Source organism: Shewanella sp. 1CM18E, assembly GCF_023161665.1.
Lineage (GTDB): Bacteria > Pseudomonadota > Gammaproteobacteria > Enterobacterales > Shewanellaceae > Shewanella.
Genome location: NZ_JALNTW010000002.1, coordinates 88,976 through 107,870 on the forward strand (window position 1 = coordinate 88,976; position 18,895 = coordinate 107,870).

Here is an 18,895-nt window from a genome sequence, read left to right on the forward strand (position 1 = left end):
TTTCAAGGATTTTATTATGACCAGCACACAAAATCACAAGCTTAGACATAGAGTTTCACGTCTACCAAGCCCAATGGCAGGACTAGCATTAGCAATTGCAAGCCTTGGCTGGGCTTGGGAAAGTATGGTTCCTAGCTTAAATGGTCAAGGCCAATTAATCGGTGCATCAATTGCTAGCGTAATGTTGCTATTATTAGTAGCTAAATTTGTTCTGCACCCTAAGGTACTCATAGAAGAACTCACCCACCCTGTTGTTGGTAGTGTAATACCAACATTCGCGATGGGACTAATGGTCGTTTCTGCAGCCGTGGGTCAATTTAACCATGGGGTTGCTGTTGCCTTATGGCTTACGGCTATTGCGATTCATATCGGCTTTCTAAGTATGTTTATTTATTATCGTGCAATCGATTTTAAACTTGAACATATGGTGCCAAGTTGGTTTGTACCACCTATTGGGATTATCGTTGCAGCCGTCTCTTTTCCACATGGTTCAGAAATGCAATATCAATGGTTAGCGGATGCTATTTTGATGTTCGGTATGCTGAGCTACTTAGTGATGCTCCCAATAATGCTATATCGTTTAATCTTTTGTGAACCGATTGCCGATGCAGCAAAACCAACCATTGCGATTATGGCTGCTCCTGCAAGCTTATCACTTGCAGGCTACTTAACTATGACCACACAACCATCATTGATTATTGTGGGCGTGCTACTTACTTTGGCGCTATTGATGACAAGTGTTATTTACTTAGCTTTCTTTCACTTGCTTAAATTACCATTTTCACCAGGATACGCTGCATTTACCTTCCCTATGGTGATAGGTGCCACAGCTTTATTTAAAACAGTGAATTGGATTGTTGCGACATTCGGGGTAAGCAATGTGTCAGCGGATCTACTAATAACCGCTAAAGTAGAGCTTGTTGTGGCAACCCTTGTTGTCGGTTATGTTGCCACAAAATACTTACAACACTACAAAGCGAGTATTTTTACAAAAATAAGCCTCTAATAATGCGCTATCTTACTCGATAAGATCTCAATCAAAAAATAATGTTAATCACACCAACAAGGCTAATTCAGTCATAGAGAAGACTTAACAATTACCCTTACCGGTGTGATTAACATCACAATTTAAAGTTTTTAAACTGCGAGATACACACCTTATTACACTGCAATCTTTAACTCCACAATCAAAAACAAAGTTGCAACCACAAAGCACCAAAATAGAAACAACCACCACAACCAGAAAACAACTCAAAACGCAAAACCACCCACCCTGCAACCAAATCAAAACAAACCAGCAAAGTAATCGAAACATTCCATTTTATTTGAATTTCCTTATATAGATAACAGCTGTAAATAGCATGTTGCCCCAGTTAACCCTTTGTGCTCTCATCCCGTTCAAGCACCCACTTCTTAACATATATTTACATTCGCTTAAGAAGTGGCGGCTAAATAAAAATAACTATATAAGTTCCAAGGGAGTAAAAAAGATATGGCACTTAACTCAAGATTGGCCAAAGCAATTCGCTTTGCGTTAGCAACAGGTGCAGCAACAGCAGCACTAAGCTCGCCAGTAGTTCTTGCAGCAGATGATGAGAATGTTGAGCGCATTCAAGTAACTGGTTCACGTATTCAACGTAGTGATATGGAAACAGCAACGCCTGTTACAGTACTAAGCGCTGATGAAATGGCTAAACAAGGCTTTACTAGCGTACAAGAAGCTCTAGAAAGTCTAACCTCAACCACTGGTGCAATGACAACTCAGTCTGTACACGGTTTTACACCAGCAGCCTCTTCAATTAGCTTACGTGGTGCAGGTGCAAACCGTACTCTTACGCTAATTAACGGCAAACGCTTAAACCAATATCCAAAGCCAGCTGGCGGTACTGACAACTTTGTTGATACAGCTAACCTACCTATGGAAGCGGTGCAACGCATTGAAATTCTTCAGTCAGGCGGTTCGGCTATTTACGGTGCTGACGCTGTTGGTGGTGTAATCAACATCATCTTGAAGAAAGACTTTGAAGGTGTTGCAATTAAATATCGCCATGGTGATACCTCTAATGGTGGCGGTGCCAATGATCGTATCGCATTATCTCTTGGTGCCTCATCAGATAAAGGTAATGTATCAAGCTTTATCGAATTTACAGATAACGAATCACTATTAGCGACAGATAGAGACAACTTTGGCCTACACACTGACAAAGTTCCTCACAGCCAGTATTCACAATACAGTTCATACGGCGCACGCATTGCGGGCACAGGTGCAGGTGCTCGCCAGTTAACTCCTCAAGAGTGCACTGATGGCGGTTTCCTATGGGATGAAGCCCGCAACATCTGTGGTTTTGACCGTTCAGCATGGCGTGATCTACAGCCAGAAAGTACGCGTTTTATCAGCTCAACTAACTTTAACTATGAGTTAGCTGAAGATATGACTTTCGTTGGTCGATTAGACTTCTCAGAAGGTAAATCAATCACTAACATTGAACCATCTGCAATTGATGATTACGACATTACAGTCGCAGGCGATAAGTTAACCGTTAGCTACGGCCAAGCAGGCCAAGACGGCTACATGAGCAAAGAGTTCGACAAAGATACCGGCCTTGGTGGTGACTTTGCTAACGCGGAAGATGGTTCTTACTATTATGCTCGCCGTTTACATGAGCTAGGACACCGTTCAACTGAAACTAAAACTCGTAACTACTTCTTTACTGCTGGTCTAGAAGGTGTAATTGCTGATGAGTATAACTGGGACGCTTCAGTTAACTACGGCCGTACAAGTGTAGATGTATTCGGTACAGGTAATGCTACCGTTGGTGGCATGTTCAACTACATCACTGCTGGTGAGAACGGTAACTCACTACTTGAAAACATGTCTCCAGAGGACGCAGAGAAAGCCTCTTATAGCTCATTTGAACGTGCTCAATCAACACAAAAGAACGTGCAAGCAAACATCACAGGCTCATTGTTTGAGATGGATGCAGGCGACGCAATGTTCGCATTTGGTGCTGAATACACAATTCAAGACTATGAAACTGACTCTGATTCTGAATCTAAGAACGGTAACATCTTAGGTAAAGGTGGTTCATCAGGTGCTGGTGAGCGTAAGAACTGGGCAACATATGCCGAAGTGAGTATTCCTGTATTAGATGATTTAACTATCGATGCAGCATTACGTTACGACCATTACGATAACTTCGGTGGTAACCTATCACCACAAATCGCAGTTGAATACCGTCCTGTTCGTGAATTACTTGTTCGCGGTTCTTGGAGTTCGGTATTCCGCGCACCTGACATGCACCGTGTATACGGCGACCCAACCGATGGTTTTACAACTGTTATCGACTTTAAACAGTGTGCCGCAATGGGCGGAACACCAGGTACAGTTTACCCTGATGAACAGTTAAACGCTGTGTGTAATGAGCTACATATTGATACCACAACTGGTGCCAACGAAGATCTGGATGCAGAAACAGGCTACACAGCAAACATTGGTGCGGTATGGGGCGGCGATGCATTTGACGCTTCATTCGACTTATGGGAGTGGAAGCTAGATGACATGGTAAGTGATATTAGTGCTTCTCAAGCTGCCCGCGATTGGCAGCTATATGAAGACATGATCACCCGTGACGACCAAGGCACAATTACTCATGTTAACGCTGTAGCACAAAACTTAGCGTACCAAAAAGTTCGCGGTTTAGATTTAACAGCGGGTTACACTTGGGATCTAAACAGCTTTGGTGAGCTTAAGCTTAACTTTAGCGGTACTTACATCCTAAACTCTGAGTACCAGCTAACATCAACTGACCCTGTTGAAGATGATATCGATAACGGTGGCTTACCTCAGTACCGCGCTAACCTAATCCTTGGTTACTTCATTGACGATTTTGAAGCAACACTTGGCGCATACCACACTGCACGTATGCACGGTGTTCAGTACAAGTCTTTCAAAGAAGCTGCTGAAGCAAATGGCGATGTGTTCATTGAGGAAGATCATGAAGTTGCATCACAGACTAAGTGGAACCTAACTGCAGGCTACACTATCTCTGAGTCTATCAAGCTAAAAGCCGGTATTATCAACTTGTTTGATGCGGGTCCAAACTTTGACCCAACTGATACTCAGTGGCCTCACTACCCGCGTGGCATTTACAATGCTCGTGGCCAAGAGTACTTCATTGAAGGTGAAGTGAAGTTCTAAACTGAACTCACTTAATCTAATATAAAGTGATTGAATAAACGGCACCTCGGGGTGCCGTTTTTTTGTATCTGTTATTATCTCTTAAGTGAGAGCAATCGACATCAGCCACAGCGCTAATTTCACTTAAAGCCCAAGGATTGAAATGGAATTTCAAATAAGACAAGCCACGATTGAAGACGTATCAGATATCGCCAATATACATGTAAGCTCTTGGCAATCAGCCTTTGATGGCCTGCTACATTGATAGTTATACAGCAGACAAAAGAGAAGCCGAGTGGCGACAAACAATTGAAACAAACTCAGAGACGATATATGTAGCGGTAACTCAAAACCGAGTTGCAGGCTTTATATCCTACTTTATGAGACCAACTTCATCTGACACTATTGAGCTCAGCAAACTATATCTTTGTCCCAGCGTTTATGGAAAAGGCTTAGGCAATCAATTAATGCGACATTTTGAGAAAAACATTGAACTGACGTCTGCGAGCGCAATTAGCTTATACGTACTTGATTGTAATGCGTCCGCTATTAAGTTTTACAAAAACCAAGGATTCGTATTTGGTGATGATAGCATGACCGATAGCTACGAGGGACAAAGGATTATTGATGTGCAAATGATTAAAAACCTAATAAAAAGCTCCCAATAAAGGGAGCTTAGCGGTTTGAAAATATCTGCTCTTATGCCTTGGTTTATTGCTAGCTAAAGCCTAAGTAATGCGCGCTAATAACGATAGCGCTAGATACCGTAAAGAGCGTCAACATAAAGCGCCAGATAAACTTAAGCCATTGTCCCCAATCTACGCGGCAAACGCCCAAGGTTGCCATTAATGAGGCTGATGTTGGCACTAAAATATTAGTAAAACCATCACCAAGCTGAAAAGCTAACACAGCAACCTGTCTGGTGACTCCCACAAGATCCGCGAGCGGTGCCATCAACGGCATCGTTAATGCGGCTTGACCTGAGCCTGAAGTCACAAAAAAGTTAAACACCGATTGGAACACATACATAAACCAAGCTGACATTACACTTGGCAACTGACCTATAAATTCACCAGCTTTGCTTAGAATGGTGTTAAGTACGCTTGGAGTCGCTGCATCTCCACCACCAAGCAATAATAAAATACCTGACGCACAACCAACCAGTACTGCAGGCTCGAGCATGGTTGCTGCGCCCTGCTTAAAGCTACTGGCTACGGTATTAATATTCATATTATTGAGCTTAAACACCACACCGATAATACCTACCACTATTCCCATAGTAAAAAACTGACTGGCGATCTCCGGGATAAACCAAGCTTGGGTAACCACTCCCCAAATAATCCATGCTACCGTGGCAAAAATCGTCAACAACACCAACATATCGCCGAGATTGAAACGGCTATCAAGTGATGCTTGCTTTTGGTTCTCTCTGAAATAACTATCGCTGTAGAAGCTATAAGAGTGCGTTGGCGTCGCCTTTACTTTTGCACCATAGCGCATGGTAAAAATCAAGCCAAGCAAAGTAAAACCTGACCACATAGCAAAACGAAATCCAGAACCCGACAGCACAGGGACACCTGCAATGCCCTGAGCGATAGCCACACTAAATGGATTCATCCAAGACGAGGCAAAACCAATTTGTGTTGCAACGTAAGTCACCATCACAGTGGTAATACCGTCATAACCTAAACGGATCATCAAGGGGCAGATAATAATTGCAAATGCTATGGCCTCCTCCCCCATACCAAAAACTGCACCACCAAGGGAGAACAACACAAAAATAACCGGGATAAACAGGCCTTGCTTGCCCTGAGTGATATCTATCAGTTTTAAAATGCCGTTATCTATGGTGCCAGTCGCCATTACAATGCCAAAAGCACCGCCAATGACCAGCATAAACATGATAACACCAAGGGCGCTGCCCCATTTAGAACCAGATGTTAACCCTTCAAAAGCAAAGTTAAAAAAACCTACGCCACCGTGACCTTCAAATAAGGCCACCGGCTTTAAGACTGGCTCACCAGCAGCATCGACTTCATAAGTAAATGAATTGGGATCAATCACGCTACGACTCTTCTCTACTCCATCGACAACATAATTGACGTCTTGAGTTTGAAAAGAACCTATGGGAATGAAATAAGTTAGGATTGCTGCGGCAATTGCGACAAAGAAAATTATCACTAAGGTGTCAGGCATTCTTAAGGTTTTGCCTTGTGAAACGGCCTGATTATCGATTGTATTTGAGGGGCTTATAGGGTCCATTTTACCACCATATTCTTATTATATGGCGGCAAATATAAACCAATGGCTACGCCTTGACCAGCGCGGAGTTACCCCTTGGTTACAAGGTTGATGCAAATCACAACAAAGCCACAGCAAAACAGTGTGTTTACTAGCAACTAAAGCACAGTTTACTAATCTACTTAGCTTTTAGCGTTCTGTTTATAAAAAAGCGTTCGCTACAATGAGTCAAGACCAACATCATCAATGAAAATAACAATGCTGGCACAATTGGGTGAATTCCTGCTTGTAGCGGAATGTGTAACTGCAGACTCAAATAGCTAGCCATACCGCTACACATAGCGATAAGTGCACTTCTGCCACTCACGCTAGGCCAGAATAATCCGGCAATAATAGGCCATAAAAATACCGCTTGTAACGCGCCAAAGGCAGCTAAGTTAATCCACACTATCATATCCGGTGGATTTATTGCCCAAAAACAGGCTAATGCGGTGATCACCACCATCACAACCTGAGTTAATCGCACTTGCCGAATTGCTGCCATATTTGGATAAGCTCGAACCAAGCCGTCACGTACTATGCTTACCGCTGATTGTAATAACATAGAGTCAACTGAGGACATAACCGCAGCAATCGGTGCCGCCAATAAAATACCTGCCCAAAAAGGCGTCATCAGTTCAGCAATGAGCGTGGGCATAATCTCGTCAGGTATAGCGAGTTGTGGAAACAGTACCCGCCCCAAAAAACCACATAAATGAGGAATTAAAGTCATTAAAAAGCAAATAATGGTGCCCCAAATCATGCCACGTTTTAACGACTTCGTGTCCTTAACCGCGAGCAACCTAACAATGGTATGGGGCAGTCCCATAGTACCAAAGCAGATTAACACCCAAAAAGACAGCATCATTGGCCAACCTAAAGCTGCCCCCACCCCATGAGGGCTAACAAGTTCTGGAGTTTTGTTTGTGGTTTGCTCAAGCAAGCTGCCTAGCTGCGGTTGGCTTAAGATCACCCCTAGCAAAATAAACAAGCCAAGTAACATCACCATGCCTTGTAGTGCGTCAGTAAGTACTACCGCCCTAAAGCCGCCAGTGAGTGTATAGGCCAAAACGGTCAATACAAAAACAGCAAGGCCGAGCTCATAACTTATTCCAGTAACCCCCGAAAGCAGCCTAGCTCCGCCAATAAACTGCACCGCGATCATCGCAATAAAACCTATCACTAAGCTCAACATCGCTATCATGCTTAGCCAATGGTTGTTATATCGCTGATCGAGCCATTCTATAATAGTGCTGTAGCGCTGCTTCTGTGCCAAAAACTTAGGCCCTAATACGCCTAGCGCTAACATCACCACTGGCACCTGAATAACCGCTAACCATACCCAACCTAAACCGAACTTATATGCAGCCCCTGGACCACCAATAAATGAACCTGCACTGGTATAAGTCGCAACCAGGGTTAATGCTAACAATGGCCCACCTAGAAAAGCCCCGCCAATAAAAAAGCGCTTTGCTTTATCGTCACAAAATTGCTGAGACTGCTTTGCTTGTCGTGCACTCCATACGCGGGTTATCAGCAAACTTAGTGCTAAATAAACTAATACTGGCAGTAAACTAGTCATTATCTTTGCCTACCACTTCTGCTACACGAGTAAGTAAAAAGCTAAGACTGACTATTACCAATATTGGCGCGCCAATGCATGAAAACCAAAACCATAAGGGTAAGCCTAACCAATCGCCATAGTCTGTTAACACTAAGGGACCAAAGCACCAAAGAAAAAAGTAACTAAACGTGAGAGTCAATGAGGTTTTGGTTAGCAAGCTCATAAATGAAAGGCCGTAACAGGTAATAGAGCAGGAATGAACCCGCGAATTTTAATCAATCTTGATCTGTGTTGCCAGCAGCAGTCAAATCCTTGATCTAAAAACATGATGCACACATGATTGTACACGCCACAAATTTGTCGACACCGCAATAAAATGCAGTCAATCCATAAAGCGATTAAAGCAAAAAGCAGCCCATTAAAAGAGCTGCTTTTGCATTGGATATGACGCTATCTCAGTCAAAACTGAGTAGCGAACTTAGTTATCCGCTTTCGTGCTAGCGTCTACAGATTGTTCAACAGGCTCAGCAGTTACGTGCTTTTTCCCTGAATTATCAACTAACCAATAACCTAAACCCACAAACACACCACCACCAACAATGTTACCTAGGGTGACTGGAATTAAGTTATTCAACACAAAATTCATCACAGTTAAGTCAGCAAATTTGTCACGACTAACATTTAGCGCTTCAAACCATGCAGGATCAGCAAATTGATAAATACTGATGCCTAGCGGCACCATAAACATATTGGCAATACTATGTTCAAAACCACTGCTAACAAACATAGCCACAGGCAACATGACTAACACAACTTTAGTAAGTACGTCTTTAGTCGCGAATGTCATCCACACACCTAAACACACCATCATGTTACATAAAATGCCCAATACGAATGCTTGAGTCCAGCTATGGTGGAGTTTGTGCTGCGCAATGTTTAACGCGCTTAAGCCCCAGCGTCCGCCATCTAATTGGTGCATGCCGGCTAAAAAGATAAGTAACACCATCAACATGGCACCGACAAAGTTACCCGCGTAAACTCGGCCCCAGGTTTTGATTAAATCACTGTTAGTGACCTTTTTCTGCGCCCAGGCAACGGTACTCAATACTGTACTGGTAAATAGCTCACCACCACACACAACCACAAGAATTAAGCCCAAACTAAAGGCAAGACCGCCAACAAAACGAGTCATTCCCCAAGAGCCTTGGCTGCCTGTAGTCACAGTGATGTAAAAAACAAATGCAAGGGCGATAAATGCACCAGCAAATATTGCAAGACCAAATGACTGCTTGCTCGACTTCGCCACTTTATCTAATCCATAACCTTCAGCAACCTGCGTAAGACTTGCTTTGGTTTGGGCTGGCATATTTGCATTTTGACTTGGTTGGTTAGTCATTTTCATTTTGTTAACCCAGCCTTAATACATACGTCAAAACTGCACATTAATTGCATAAACTTTCTCCACACCACCAAAAATCAACAATCACTATCAATAATAAAAGCTAGAAAATTGCTAGCTAAGACAATCCCCTACAGTTGATTAATCAACCCGAGAGGTAAATTGGTCAGACCAATTTTAAAATAACTAGCTAAAGATACCACAGCCTCGTAATAAAGGCATTAAAAACGCCTTACTAATGTAGTGAAATGTGATAATTGTTTAACCTAGATCTAGTTATCTATAAATATGTGCTTCAGTACCACATCAACTCTACTACCGACGCCCAGCCTCTTTTGGTCTCTAATTAAGTTTAGACAATAATGACCACAAACCAAAAATTGCTCAGTATCGGCATCATATACTGTATAAATAATTGAATATTTATCTGATCATCTGCTGGCTTATCTAACATTAAATTGCCGTTAAATTGAGGACGATATAACGCGTTACCCTCAGCGTAAACATAATGATAATCGCAGCGAAAATAGCCATTTTTTAAGCTTGGCAAATGGCGATAACACTCAACTTGATTAGTTAAAAAGCGGTTCATTCTTTCAAGAAAACAATGTATACCCACCTAAAACTGGGTTGCAAAAAAATCACTATTTGTATGTTCAAAACCGCAAAAAAATCAGTAAAAAACGGTCTATTAGTCAGATTCAAATAGCTGTTAAAAACAACTATATCAACACAATAAAATGCGTAGGTAATTAGAAGATAAAGCAAGCAACCTGTAAAGCTTTTGCGGGAATGCAAGCCTTAACACAAACAGCAAGAAGCGAGTTTAAAGAGGTTAATAAAAACGAGTTAATAAAAAGAAAATAAGTAACACATCTAAAATTAGGCTCGATAAATGAATGCCTCTAAGGCTCGTTCAGCCTCAAACCTATGCGGCCCAGTGCAAGCGATATATAACAACTAAAATTAGCCTTAACGAACAGCTAAATCAGCACGTATATTGAAGCTAGTAGGTAATTGGCGTTATTCCCCGCAGCTTGCTTTCGACAAATTTATAGCTTAAATCCCTACCTTTAATTGCATGTACAGCCTATAAAATCCGGATAAACACTTTGGTCAGAGTGATCACCTTTAAATAATCCTCCACTGCTAACTCAACAACAAACGTAGCTTCTGCCTAGCGTGACGATAGTGTAACCAAGTAAAGGGATTAATTGAGCAACAAAAAGTACGCAAATAAACTGTGTGCTAAACAACGACAAAACCAAAAAGTAAAGTCGCCAATACATGTTTATGATGCTGCCGAACCGCTAACACAGAAGAAAGGCCTGCCATCACAATATCGACAATTGCTTAATAGTTATCAGTATTGACTGAGTACTCAAAAACTAACATTTACATGGAAAATATTTGCAAGTTACTGCGGCAATTAACAAGTTAAATATCACAGAGGCTGGCCCTATGCATCGAGCAACATTGGCTTGAACTCAATGCTCATTCTCTAGTCATACAGCGATGATGAACTAAAACCAAAGAGATAAATAATCTGTCTTTAACACTTGTGTGAAGCAACCTAGTCTTACTCAGTAAATAGCCTTGCTGTTGAGTCTGAAAGCATTCATTTTTAGTCGTAATTTTTTCATTGATAATTCACATTCTGTTCATAGTATTGACTACCCAAATGCAGCGTAATCATCTACTGTTTGCAATTAATCGTAGGCTAAAGTGTATACAAGGTAAAATCCCTACCCCGGCCTTAAAAAAGCCATTAAAGGGGCGAGCTGTTCTGCGGCAATTTATTTCAGCATTCGCTTAAGAATCAGCCTATGCTTTTGGTGGTGACAATTTGAGACAGTGTCTTTATTAGTCAATCGCTTAAAAAATGCTACCTTGGTAACAGTTTTTGCATTTACAGAGCATTTCGAGATTGATTTGGATGCAGCGCATCCTCGCTTATGCTAATATAATATTGGTTAATTGGTCTTACCAATTTAAATTCTTTGGCCAGAGATGAGTGCTGAAGATGTCAAGACAATTGAACTGAACAGATTACAGCGAAGTGAAATCACTTCGAAGCGTGTAATAAAGGCTCAAGGCCAACTACACGTTTAAGACTTTACTATTGGTGTATCGCACGCCTCGTTTTAGAGCCAATATCGATACCCAATAACCTTATCTCAAACAGAAGGTAATAGTACGATGACCGAAAAAACTGAACAGTTTGCAGCCGCGTGGGAAGGTTTCACCGCTGGCGATTGGAAAACTGAAGTCAATGTGCGTGACTTTATTCAAGCTAACTACACTCCTTATGAAGGCGACGAGTCTTTCCTTGCTGGCGCAACTGACGCTACAACCGAACTTTGGGACAAAGTTATGGTTGGTATTAAGGAAGAAAACCGTACTCACGCTCCAGTAGATTTTGATACCAAGCGTGTATCAACTATCACTTCTCACGAAGCCGGTTACATCACTAAAGATCTAGAAACTATCGTTGGTCTACAAACAGAAGCTCCGCTTAAGCGCGCTATGTTGCCAAACGGTGGTATTCGTATGGTTGAAGGTTCTTGCGCTGCATACGGCCGTGAACTAGACGCTGACGTAAAATACGTATACTCAGAATTACGTAAAACACACAACCAAGGTGTGTTTGACATCTACACGCCAGAAATCATGCGTTGTCGTAAGTCTGGCGTATTGACAGGTTTACCAGATGCATACGGCCGTGGTCGTATCATTGGTGACTACCGTCGTATCGCGCTATACGGTATCGACTTCCTAATGGCGGACAAGTTCGCACAATTTAGCTCTCTACAAGCTGATTTCGAAACAGGTGTTGACTTGTCTTACACTATGCAACTTCGTGAAGAAATTGCAGAGCAGCACAAAGCACTAGGTCAAATGAAGAAGATGGCAGCAAGCTACGGCTTCGACATCTCTCTACCTGCGACTAACGCTCAAGAAGCTATCCAGTGGACTTACTTCGGCTACCTAGCTGCAGTTAAGAGCCAAAACGGCGCGGCTATGTCTTTAGGTCGTACTTCAAGCTTCCTAGACATCTTCATTGAACGCGACATCAAGAATGGCGTGATCACTGAACAACAAGCTCAAGAAATGGTTGACCACTTCGTAATGAAGCTACGTATGGTTCGTTTCCTACGTACTCCAGAATACGATGAGTTATTCTCTGGCGACCCAATCTGGGCGACTGAGTCTATCGCTGGTATGGGTCTTGACGGTCGTACACTGGTTACTAAGTCTAGCTTCCGTTTCTTACACACTCTATACAACATGGGTCCTAGCCCAGAGCCGAACATCACGGTTCTATGGTCTGAGCAACTACCGCTAAACTTCAAGAAGTACGCGGCTAAAGTATCTATCGATACTAGCTCAATCCAGTACGAAAACGATGACCTAATGCGTCCAGATTTCGAATCTGACGATTACGCTATCGCTTGTTGTGTAAGCCCAATGGTTGTTGGTAAGCACATGCAGTTCTTCGGCGCGCGTGCAAACCTTGCCAAGACTATGCTTTACGCTATCAACGGTGGTGTTGACGAAAAACTTAACGCTCAAATCGGTCCTAAGTCTGCACCAATCACAGACGAAGTATTGAACTACGATGACGTTATGGGTCGCTTAGACACTATGATGGACTGGTTAGCTACACAATACGTGTCTGCACTAAACGCTATCCACTTCATGCACGACAAGTACTCTTATGAATCTGCTCTAATGGCACTTCATGACAGAGACGTACGTCGTACTATGGCGTGTGGTATCGCAGGTCTTTCTATCACTGCTGACTCACTAGCTGCGATTAAGTACGCAACTGTTAAGCCAATCCGTGATGAAAACGGCATTGCTGTAGACTTCGACATCGAAGGCGACTATCCAAAGTTCGGTAACAACGACCCACGTGTTGATGATATCGCAACTGAATTGGTTGAGCGCTTCATGGCTAAGATCCGTAACATGAAGATGTACCGTAACGCGATCCCAACTCAGTCTATTCTTACTATTACGTCTAACGTTGTATACGGTAAGAAGACAGGTAACACACCTGACGGTCGTCGCGCTGGCGCACCATTTGCTCCAGGTGCTAACCCAATGCACGGTCGTGATGAGAAAGGCGCAATCGCATCTTTAACATCAGTTGCTAAGCTACCATTTGCTCATGCACAAGACGGTATCTCTTACACATTTTCTATCGTACCTAACGCACTAGGTAAAGATGATGATGCACGTAAGGCAAACCTTGCAGCACTTATGGATGGTTACTTCGCTCACAACGAAACTCGTGAAGGTGGTCAACACTTAAACGTTAACGTTATGAACCGTGAAATGCTTGAAGATGCAGTTATCCACCCAGATATGTATCCACAGCTAACTATCCGTGTTTCTGGTTACGCAGTTCGTTTTAACTCGCTAACACCAGAACAACAGCAAGACGTTATTACCCGTACCTTTACTAAAGGTCTGTAAGTTTTCTTAAGTGTCGATTGAGCTGATGCTAGGCTAAGCCAGCATCAGCTAAACAGGAGTTTAAATGGCAGTAATCGGTCGGATTCATTCAATTGAATCTTTTGGAACAGTAGATGGCCCCGGCATTCGGTTTATCACCTTTATGCAAGGCTGCTTAATGCGCTGCCTATACTGCCATAACCGCGACACTTGGGACTTACACGATGGTAAGGAAATGAAAATCGATGACTTAATGAGTCAAATCATTAGTTATCGACCTTTTCTTGAAGCCAGTGGCGGTGGTGTGACCGCAAGCGGCGGTGAAGCAATTTTACAAGCTGAGTTCGTGGCTGAGCTATTCAAAGCCTGTAAAAAAGAAGGTATTCATACCTGTCTTGATACTAACGGTTTTGTTCGCAAACACACACCTATTATCGATGAGTTACTCGATAACACAGATTTGGTGATGCTAGATATCAAACAGATTGATGATGCAAAGCATATCGATCTAACCAATGTCAGCAACCAGCGCACGCTACAGTTTGCAGAATACCTGCACAAGCGTGGGCAAAAAACCTGGATCCGCTATGTGGTCGTTGGTGGCTATACCGACGACATACCATCAGCGCAAGGGTTAGCAGAATTTATTAAACCTATGACTAACGTGGAAAAGGTTGAGTTACTCCCTTATCACGAGCTAGGCAAACATAAGTGGGAAGCCATGGGTGAGAAATACGAACTAAACAGTATTTCTCCACCAAGCAGAGAGACCATGGAACAGATTAAGAAAGTCTTTACCGATATGGATATTAACGCAGTTTACTAACTGCGTTAGCCGTGAAGCGCTAAAGCTCTTCCCAATAGCTGGCATCTAAACGTTCAAATGCCGCTTTTAAAATTAGCGCCATATCGAAGTAACACGCTTTAGCACCTAGTGGGCGGCAGTTAACCCCCATTTGGATTAACTTTGCAGATAACTGATTCCCCCAGTCGAGCAAAGATAAAGGTAAAGGGTGGCGAGAACGCCATCCTAACCAAAGTAAGCCTTGAATGGGCAAGCTAATAAAGAATAACGCGATTGTTATCGCTTGGGGTAAGTAACTCCAGCCATGCAAGTATAACTGACTCGCTGCCGCTAATATGGCCAACAAGGGCATTAACGGCAGCGCAAGTTTAGTGGCTCGCATGACCCGATACTCAGGAAAATAAAAACTGAGTTGACGAACCATAGGCCAAGTCTTCATATAACGACGACCTTCACCTAAGGTTTTAAGAACTTGAATGCTCAATGATGGCACCTATAAATAATAATTCAGCCTAATTTTAGCATAAACACTCAGTCGCCCCTAATTCATCGCGCTGGGTATGACACAAATTTTGCTCTTTTAAAGAGCATACTTTACGACTTCGGCTATAGTTGCCATAGAAGTTTTGTTACTGGGTGGATCAAACGGATCCACTATTTATTGCAAAAGGTTTAAACATGTCAAACAAACTGGTACTGGTACTTAACTGTGGTAGTTCATCTCTAAAGTTTGCAGTTATTGATGCGCTAACTGGCGATGACCAAATTTCAGGTCTAGCTGAGTGTTTTGGTCTTGAAGATTCAAGAATCAAATGGAAAGTTAACGGCCAGAAAAGTGAAGCTAGCCTAGGTGCGTTCACTGCTCACAGAGAAGCTGTTGAATACATTGTTAACGACATTCTAGGTGCTCACCCAGAAATCGCTGCTGAGATCCAAGCAATTGGTCACCGTGTTGTACACGGCGGTGAGAAATTCACTCGCTCAGTAATCATTGACGAAACAGTTATCCAAGGTATTGAAGACTGTGCAACTTTAGCACCACTTCACAACCCTGCTCACCTAATCGGTATTCGTGCAGCGCAAGCGTCTTTCCCAGCACTTCCACAAGTAGCTGTATTTGACACTGCGTTCCACCAAACTATGCCTGAAAAAGCGTACATTTACGCGCTTCCATACAAGCTATACCGCGAAAACGCTATCCGTCGTTACGGCATGCACGGTACTAGCCACCTATTCATCAGCCGCGAAGCTGCTGCTGCACTAGGTAAAGACGAAGCTGACACAAACATCATTTGTGCTCACTTAGGTAACGGCGCATCTGTAACTGCTATTAAAGGCGGTAAGAGTGTTGATACTTCTATGGGTCTGACTCCACTAGAAGGTTTGGTAATGGGTACACGTTGTGGTGACCTAGACCCTTCAGTTATCTTCCACCTAGTTAACCGTTTAGGTTACACACTAGACGAAGTTGAATCAGTACTTAACAAGCAAAGTGGTCTGCTAGGTATTTCTGAACTAACTAACGATTGCCGTGGCATCGAAGAAGGTTTCGAGCAAGGTCACAAAGGCGCGACACTAGCACTAGAAATCTTCTGCTACCGTCTAGCTAAGTACATCGCTTCTTACACTGTGCCACTAGAGCGTCTTGACGCAGTAGTGTTCACAGGTGGTATCGGTGAGAACTCTGACCTAATCCGTGAGAAAGTACTTAACTCTCTAGCTATCTTCAACTTCAACGTTGATAAAGAGCGTAATGCTGCTGCTCGTTTCGGTAACGGCGGTAAGATCACGACTGATGAAGGTACTGTTGCTATGGTTATCCCAACTAACGAAGAGTGGGTTATTGCGCAAGACGCAATCGAACTAATCAAGTAACTAAGTAAACCCTTTCAGCAGCTAATACTTTGTATTAGCTGCTATTAGCGCAAGTTAGTTTTCAGTCATACTTTGTATGACATTTTCAGTTTCAAGAGGTCATTATGTCTCGTAACATTATGCTCATTCCAGTTGGTACAGGAGTTGGTTTAACTTCGATCAGCCTAGGTATGGTGCGTGCACTAGAACGCCACGGCGTTAAAGTTCGCTTTTTCAAACCAATCGCTCAGCAACGTCCAAACGATACCGGTCCAGAGCGCTCAACGACAATTTTGAGCAAGTCTCCAACCGTGAATCCGCTTGAGCCATTCGAGATGGAACATGCAGAAAAGCTAATCCGTGCAGACCAAACTGACGTATTAATGGAGCAAATTATTGCTCGCGCAACAGAATGTGCTGATGATACTGAAACTTTGATCGTTGAAGGTTTGGTGCAAACTCGTAACCATCCTTTCTCTAGCGATGTTAACCATGCAATCGCCAAAGCGCTTGATGCAGACATTATTTTTGTTGCTACACCAGGTAACGAAAGCCCTACAGCGCTAATGAACCGTCTAGAGATCTCTCATAATTCTTGGGGTGGTTCTGACAACAAGCGTCTAATTGGTGCCATTATCAACAAAATTGGTGCGCCAGTTGATGACGAAGGTCGCGCACGCCCTGACCTATCAGAAGTATTTGACCATGACGAAATGCCGCGTCCAGACGCAGCGAGCATGTTCCAACTTCCAGGTAAGAGCCCACTACGTATTTTAGGTAGCGTACCTTACAATCTAGACCTAGTTGCACCACGTGCATCAGATCTAGCTAAGCACTTAAGTGCAAAAATTATTAACGCTGGCGAGATGAATACTCGTCGTATGCGTAAAGTAACATTCTGTGCGCGCAGCATCCCAAATATGGTTACCCATATTAAAACTGACTCACTACTAGTGACTTCAGGCGATCGCTCAGACGTTATCGTATCTGCATGTTTAGCTTCTATGAACGGCGTAAAAGTTGGCGCCTTGTTGCTAACTGGCGGCTACGAGCCAGAGCCACAAATCATGGAGCTTTGTGAACAAGCTTTCGAAACTGGCCTACCAGTATTCCTAATCGATACTAACACTTGGCAGACAGCGCTAAACATCCAGCGTTTTGACCACGAAGTGCCTGTAGATGACGCTGTACGTATTGAACAAGTTCAAGAATACGTTGCAAGCCATATCGACCAAAACTGGGTTGAGAGCATCACTAAGAATTCTCCACGTGAACACCGTCTATCGCCACCAGCATTCCGTTACAAGCTAACTGAACTTGCTCGTGCTGCACGTAAGACAGTTGTACTACCTGAAGGTGATGAGCCAAGAACAATCGAAGCAGCAGCAATTTGTGCTGAACGTGGTATCGCTCGTTGTGTGCTTTTAGGTAACCGCGAAGAGATCGAACGTATTGCTAGCCAACAAGGCGTTGTATTAGGTGACGGCGTAGAAATCGTTGATCCAGAAGCATCACGCAGCCGTTATGTTGAAGCTATGCTTGAACTACGTCGCGGTAAAGGCCTAACTGAAGTTGTTGCTAAAGAGCAATTAGAAGACAACATGGTACTAGGTACTATGATGCTTGCTCAAGGTGAAGTTGACGGTATCGTATCTGGCGCGGTAAACACCACAGCTAACACTATTCGTCCACCACTACAGTTAATCAAAACTGCACCAGGCTCTAGCCTAGTATCGTCTATCTTCTTCATGCTTATGCCTGATCAAGTATACATCTACGGTGACTGTGCGATTAACCCAGATCCAAATGCAGAGCAGTTAGCAGATATCGCAATCCAATCAGCAGAATCTGCAATTGCATTCGGTATTGAGCCACGCGTTGCAATGATCAGTTACTCTACTGGTAGTTCAGGTACTGGTTCTGATGTTGATAAAGTACGTGAAGCAACTCGTATCGCTAAAGAGAAACGTCCAGATCTAATGATCGACGGTCCTCTACAGTATGATGCAGCGGTAATGCCAAACGTAGCACGCTCTAAAGCACCTAACAGCCCTGTTGCTGGTCAAGCAACTGTATTCGTATTCCCAGATCTAAACACAGGTAATACAACGTACAAAGCGGTACAACGTAGTGCTGACTTGATCTCTATTGGCCCAATGCTGCAAGGTATGCGTAAGCCAGTAAACGATCTATCACGTGGTGCCCTAGTTGACGATATCGTTTACACCATCGCGCTAACAGCGATTCAAGCGGCTCAAAACGAACAAGCATAATTTGTGCAGTTTGTTTTAACCACTTAATGAAAAAGCCTGCATTTGCAGGCTTTTTGCTTTTAAATCTGTTTATAAACATTAA

The 18,895-nt window shown here is 43.1% G+C and carries 11 protein-coding genes; 6 read left to right on the top strand and 5 right to left on the bottom strand.

Annotation, left to right across the window (positions count from 1 at the left end):
- Nucleotides 1–16: 16 nt before the first annotated feature.
- Both MSG37_RS03675 and MSG37_RS03680 read left to right on the top strand, forming a co-directional pair.
- Nucleotides 17–1,006: a TDT family transporter gene (locus tag MSG37_RS03675; protein WP_248469222.1), complete on the top strand. Its 990-nt coding sequence runs from the start codon at nt 17–19 to the stop codon at nt 1,004–1,006.
- Nucleotides 1,007–1,492: 486 nt separating this feature from the next.
- Nucleotides 1,493–4,198 (top strand): TonB-dependent receptor, encoded by a 2,706-nt coding sequence (locus tag MSG37_RS03680; protein WP_248469223.1) that lies wholly within the window; start codon nt 1,493–1,495, stop codon nt 4,196–4,198.
- Between the two features lie 696 nt (nt 4,199–4,894).
- Here the strand turns inward: MSG37_RS03680 and yfcC are convergent.
- The 4 genes from yfcC to focA all read right to left on the bottom strand — a co-directional run bounded on the left by yfcC (nt 4,895) and on the right by focA (nt 9,423).
- Entirely contained in the window at nt 4,895–6,439 is a 1,545-nt protein-coding gene (yfcC, locus tag MSG37_RS03685; protein ID WP_248469224.1) for a putative basic amino acid antiporter YfcC, read from the bottom strand.
- A 157-nt stretch (nt 6,440–6,596) separates the two neighbouring features.
- Complete coding sequence (panF, locus tag MSG37_RS03690; protein ID WP_248469225.1) at nt 6,597–8,039, bottom strand: sodium/pantothenate symporter; 1,443 nt, start codon at nt 8,037–8,039, stop codon at nt 6,597–6,599.
- Complete coding sequence (locus MSG37_RS03695) at nt 8,032–8,244, bottom strand: DUF997 family protein (protein ID WP_248469226.1); 213 nt, start codon at nt 8,242–8,244, stop codon at nt 8,032–8,034. Before MSG37_RS03695 ends, panF begins: the two co-directional genes overlap by 8 nt.
- Before the next feature lie 255 nt (nt 8,245–8,499).
- Nucleotides 8,500–9,423 carry a formate transporter FocA gene (gene focA / locus MSG37_RS03700; protein WP_248469227.1) on the bottom strand — a complete coding sequence of 308 codons (924 nt, stop codon included), beginning with the start codon at nt 9,421–9,423 and terminating at the stop codon, nt 8,500–8,502.
- A gap of 2,196 nt (nt 9,424–11,619) precedes the next feature.
- Between focA and pflB the strand changes: the two genes are divergently transcribed.
- Both pflB and pflA read left to right on the top strand, forming a co-directional pair.
- Nucleotides 11,620–13,902: a formate C-acetyltransferase gene (gene pflB / locus MSG37_RS03705; RefSeq protein WP_248469228.1), complete on the top strand. Its 2,283-nt coding sequence runs from the start codon at nt 11,620–11,622 to the stop codon at nt 13,900–13,902.
- Nucleotides 13,903–13,966: 64 nt separating this feature from the next.
- Nucleotides 13,967–14,707, top strand: coding sequence for a pyruvate formate lyase 1-activating protein (pflA, locus tag MSG37_RS03710; RefSeq protein ID WP_248469229.1), 741 nt, complete (start codon nt 13,967–13,969; stop codon nt 14,705–14,707).
- 19 nt (nt 14,708–14,726) lie between these two features.
- Here the strand turns inward: pflA and yfbV are convergent, their stop codons facing one another.
- The gene (gene yfbV, locus MSG37_RS03715) at nt 14,727–15,170 is read right to left on the bottom strand and encodes a terminus macrodomain insulation protein YfbV (RefSeq protein WP_248469230.1); all 444 of its coding nucleotides are present in this window, start codon (nt 15,168–15,170) and stop codon (nt 14,727–14,729) included.
- Nucleotides 15,171–15,364: 194 nt separating this feature from the next.
- Between yfbV and ackA the strand changes: the two genes are divergently transcribed.
- Entirely contained in the window at nt 15,365–16,561 is a 1,197-nt protein-coding gene (gene ackA, locus MSG37_RS03720) for an acetate kinase (RefSeq protein ID WP_248469231.1), read from the top strand.
- Nucleotides 16,562–16,665: 104 nt separating this feature from the next.
- Nucleotides 16,666–18,813, top strand: coding sequence for a phosphate acetyltransferase (gene pta / locus MSG37_RS03725; RefSeq protein ID WP_248469232.1), 2,148 nt, complete (start codon nt 16,666–16,668; stop codon nt 18,811–18,813).
- Nucleotides 18,814–18,895 lie beyond the last annotated feature (82 nt).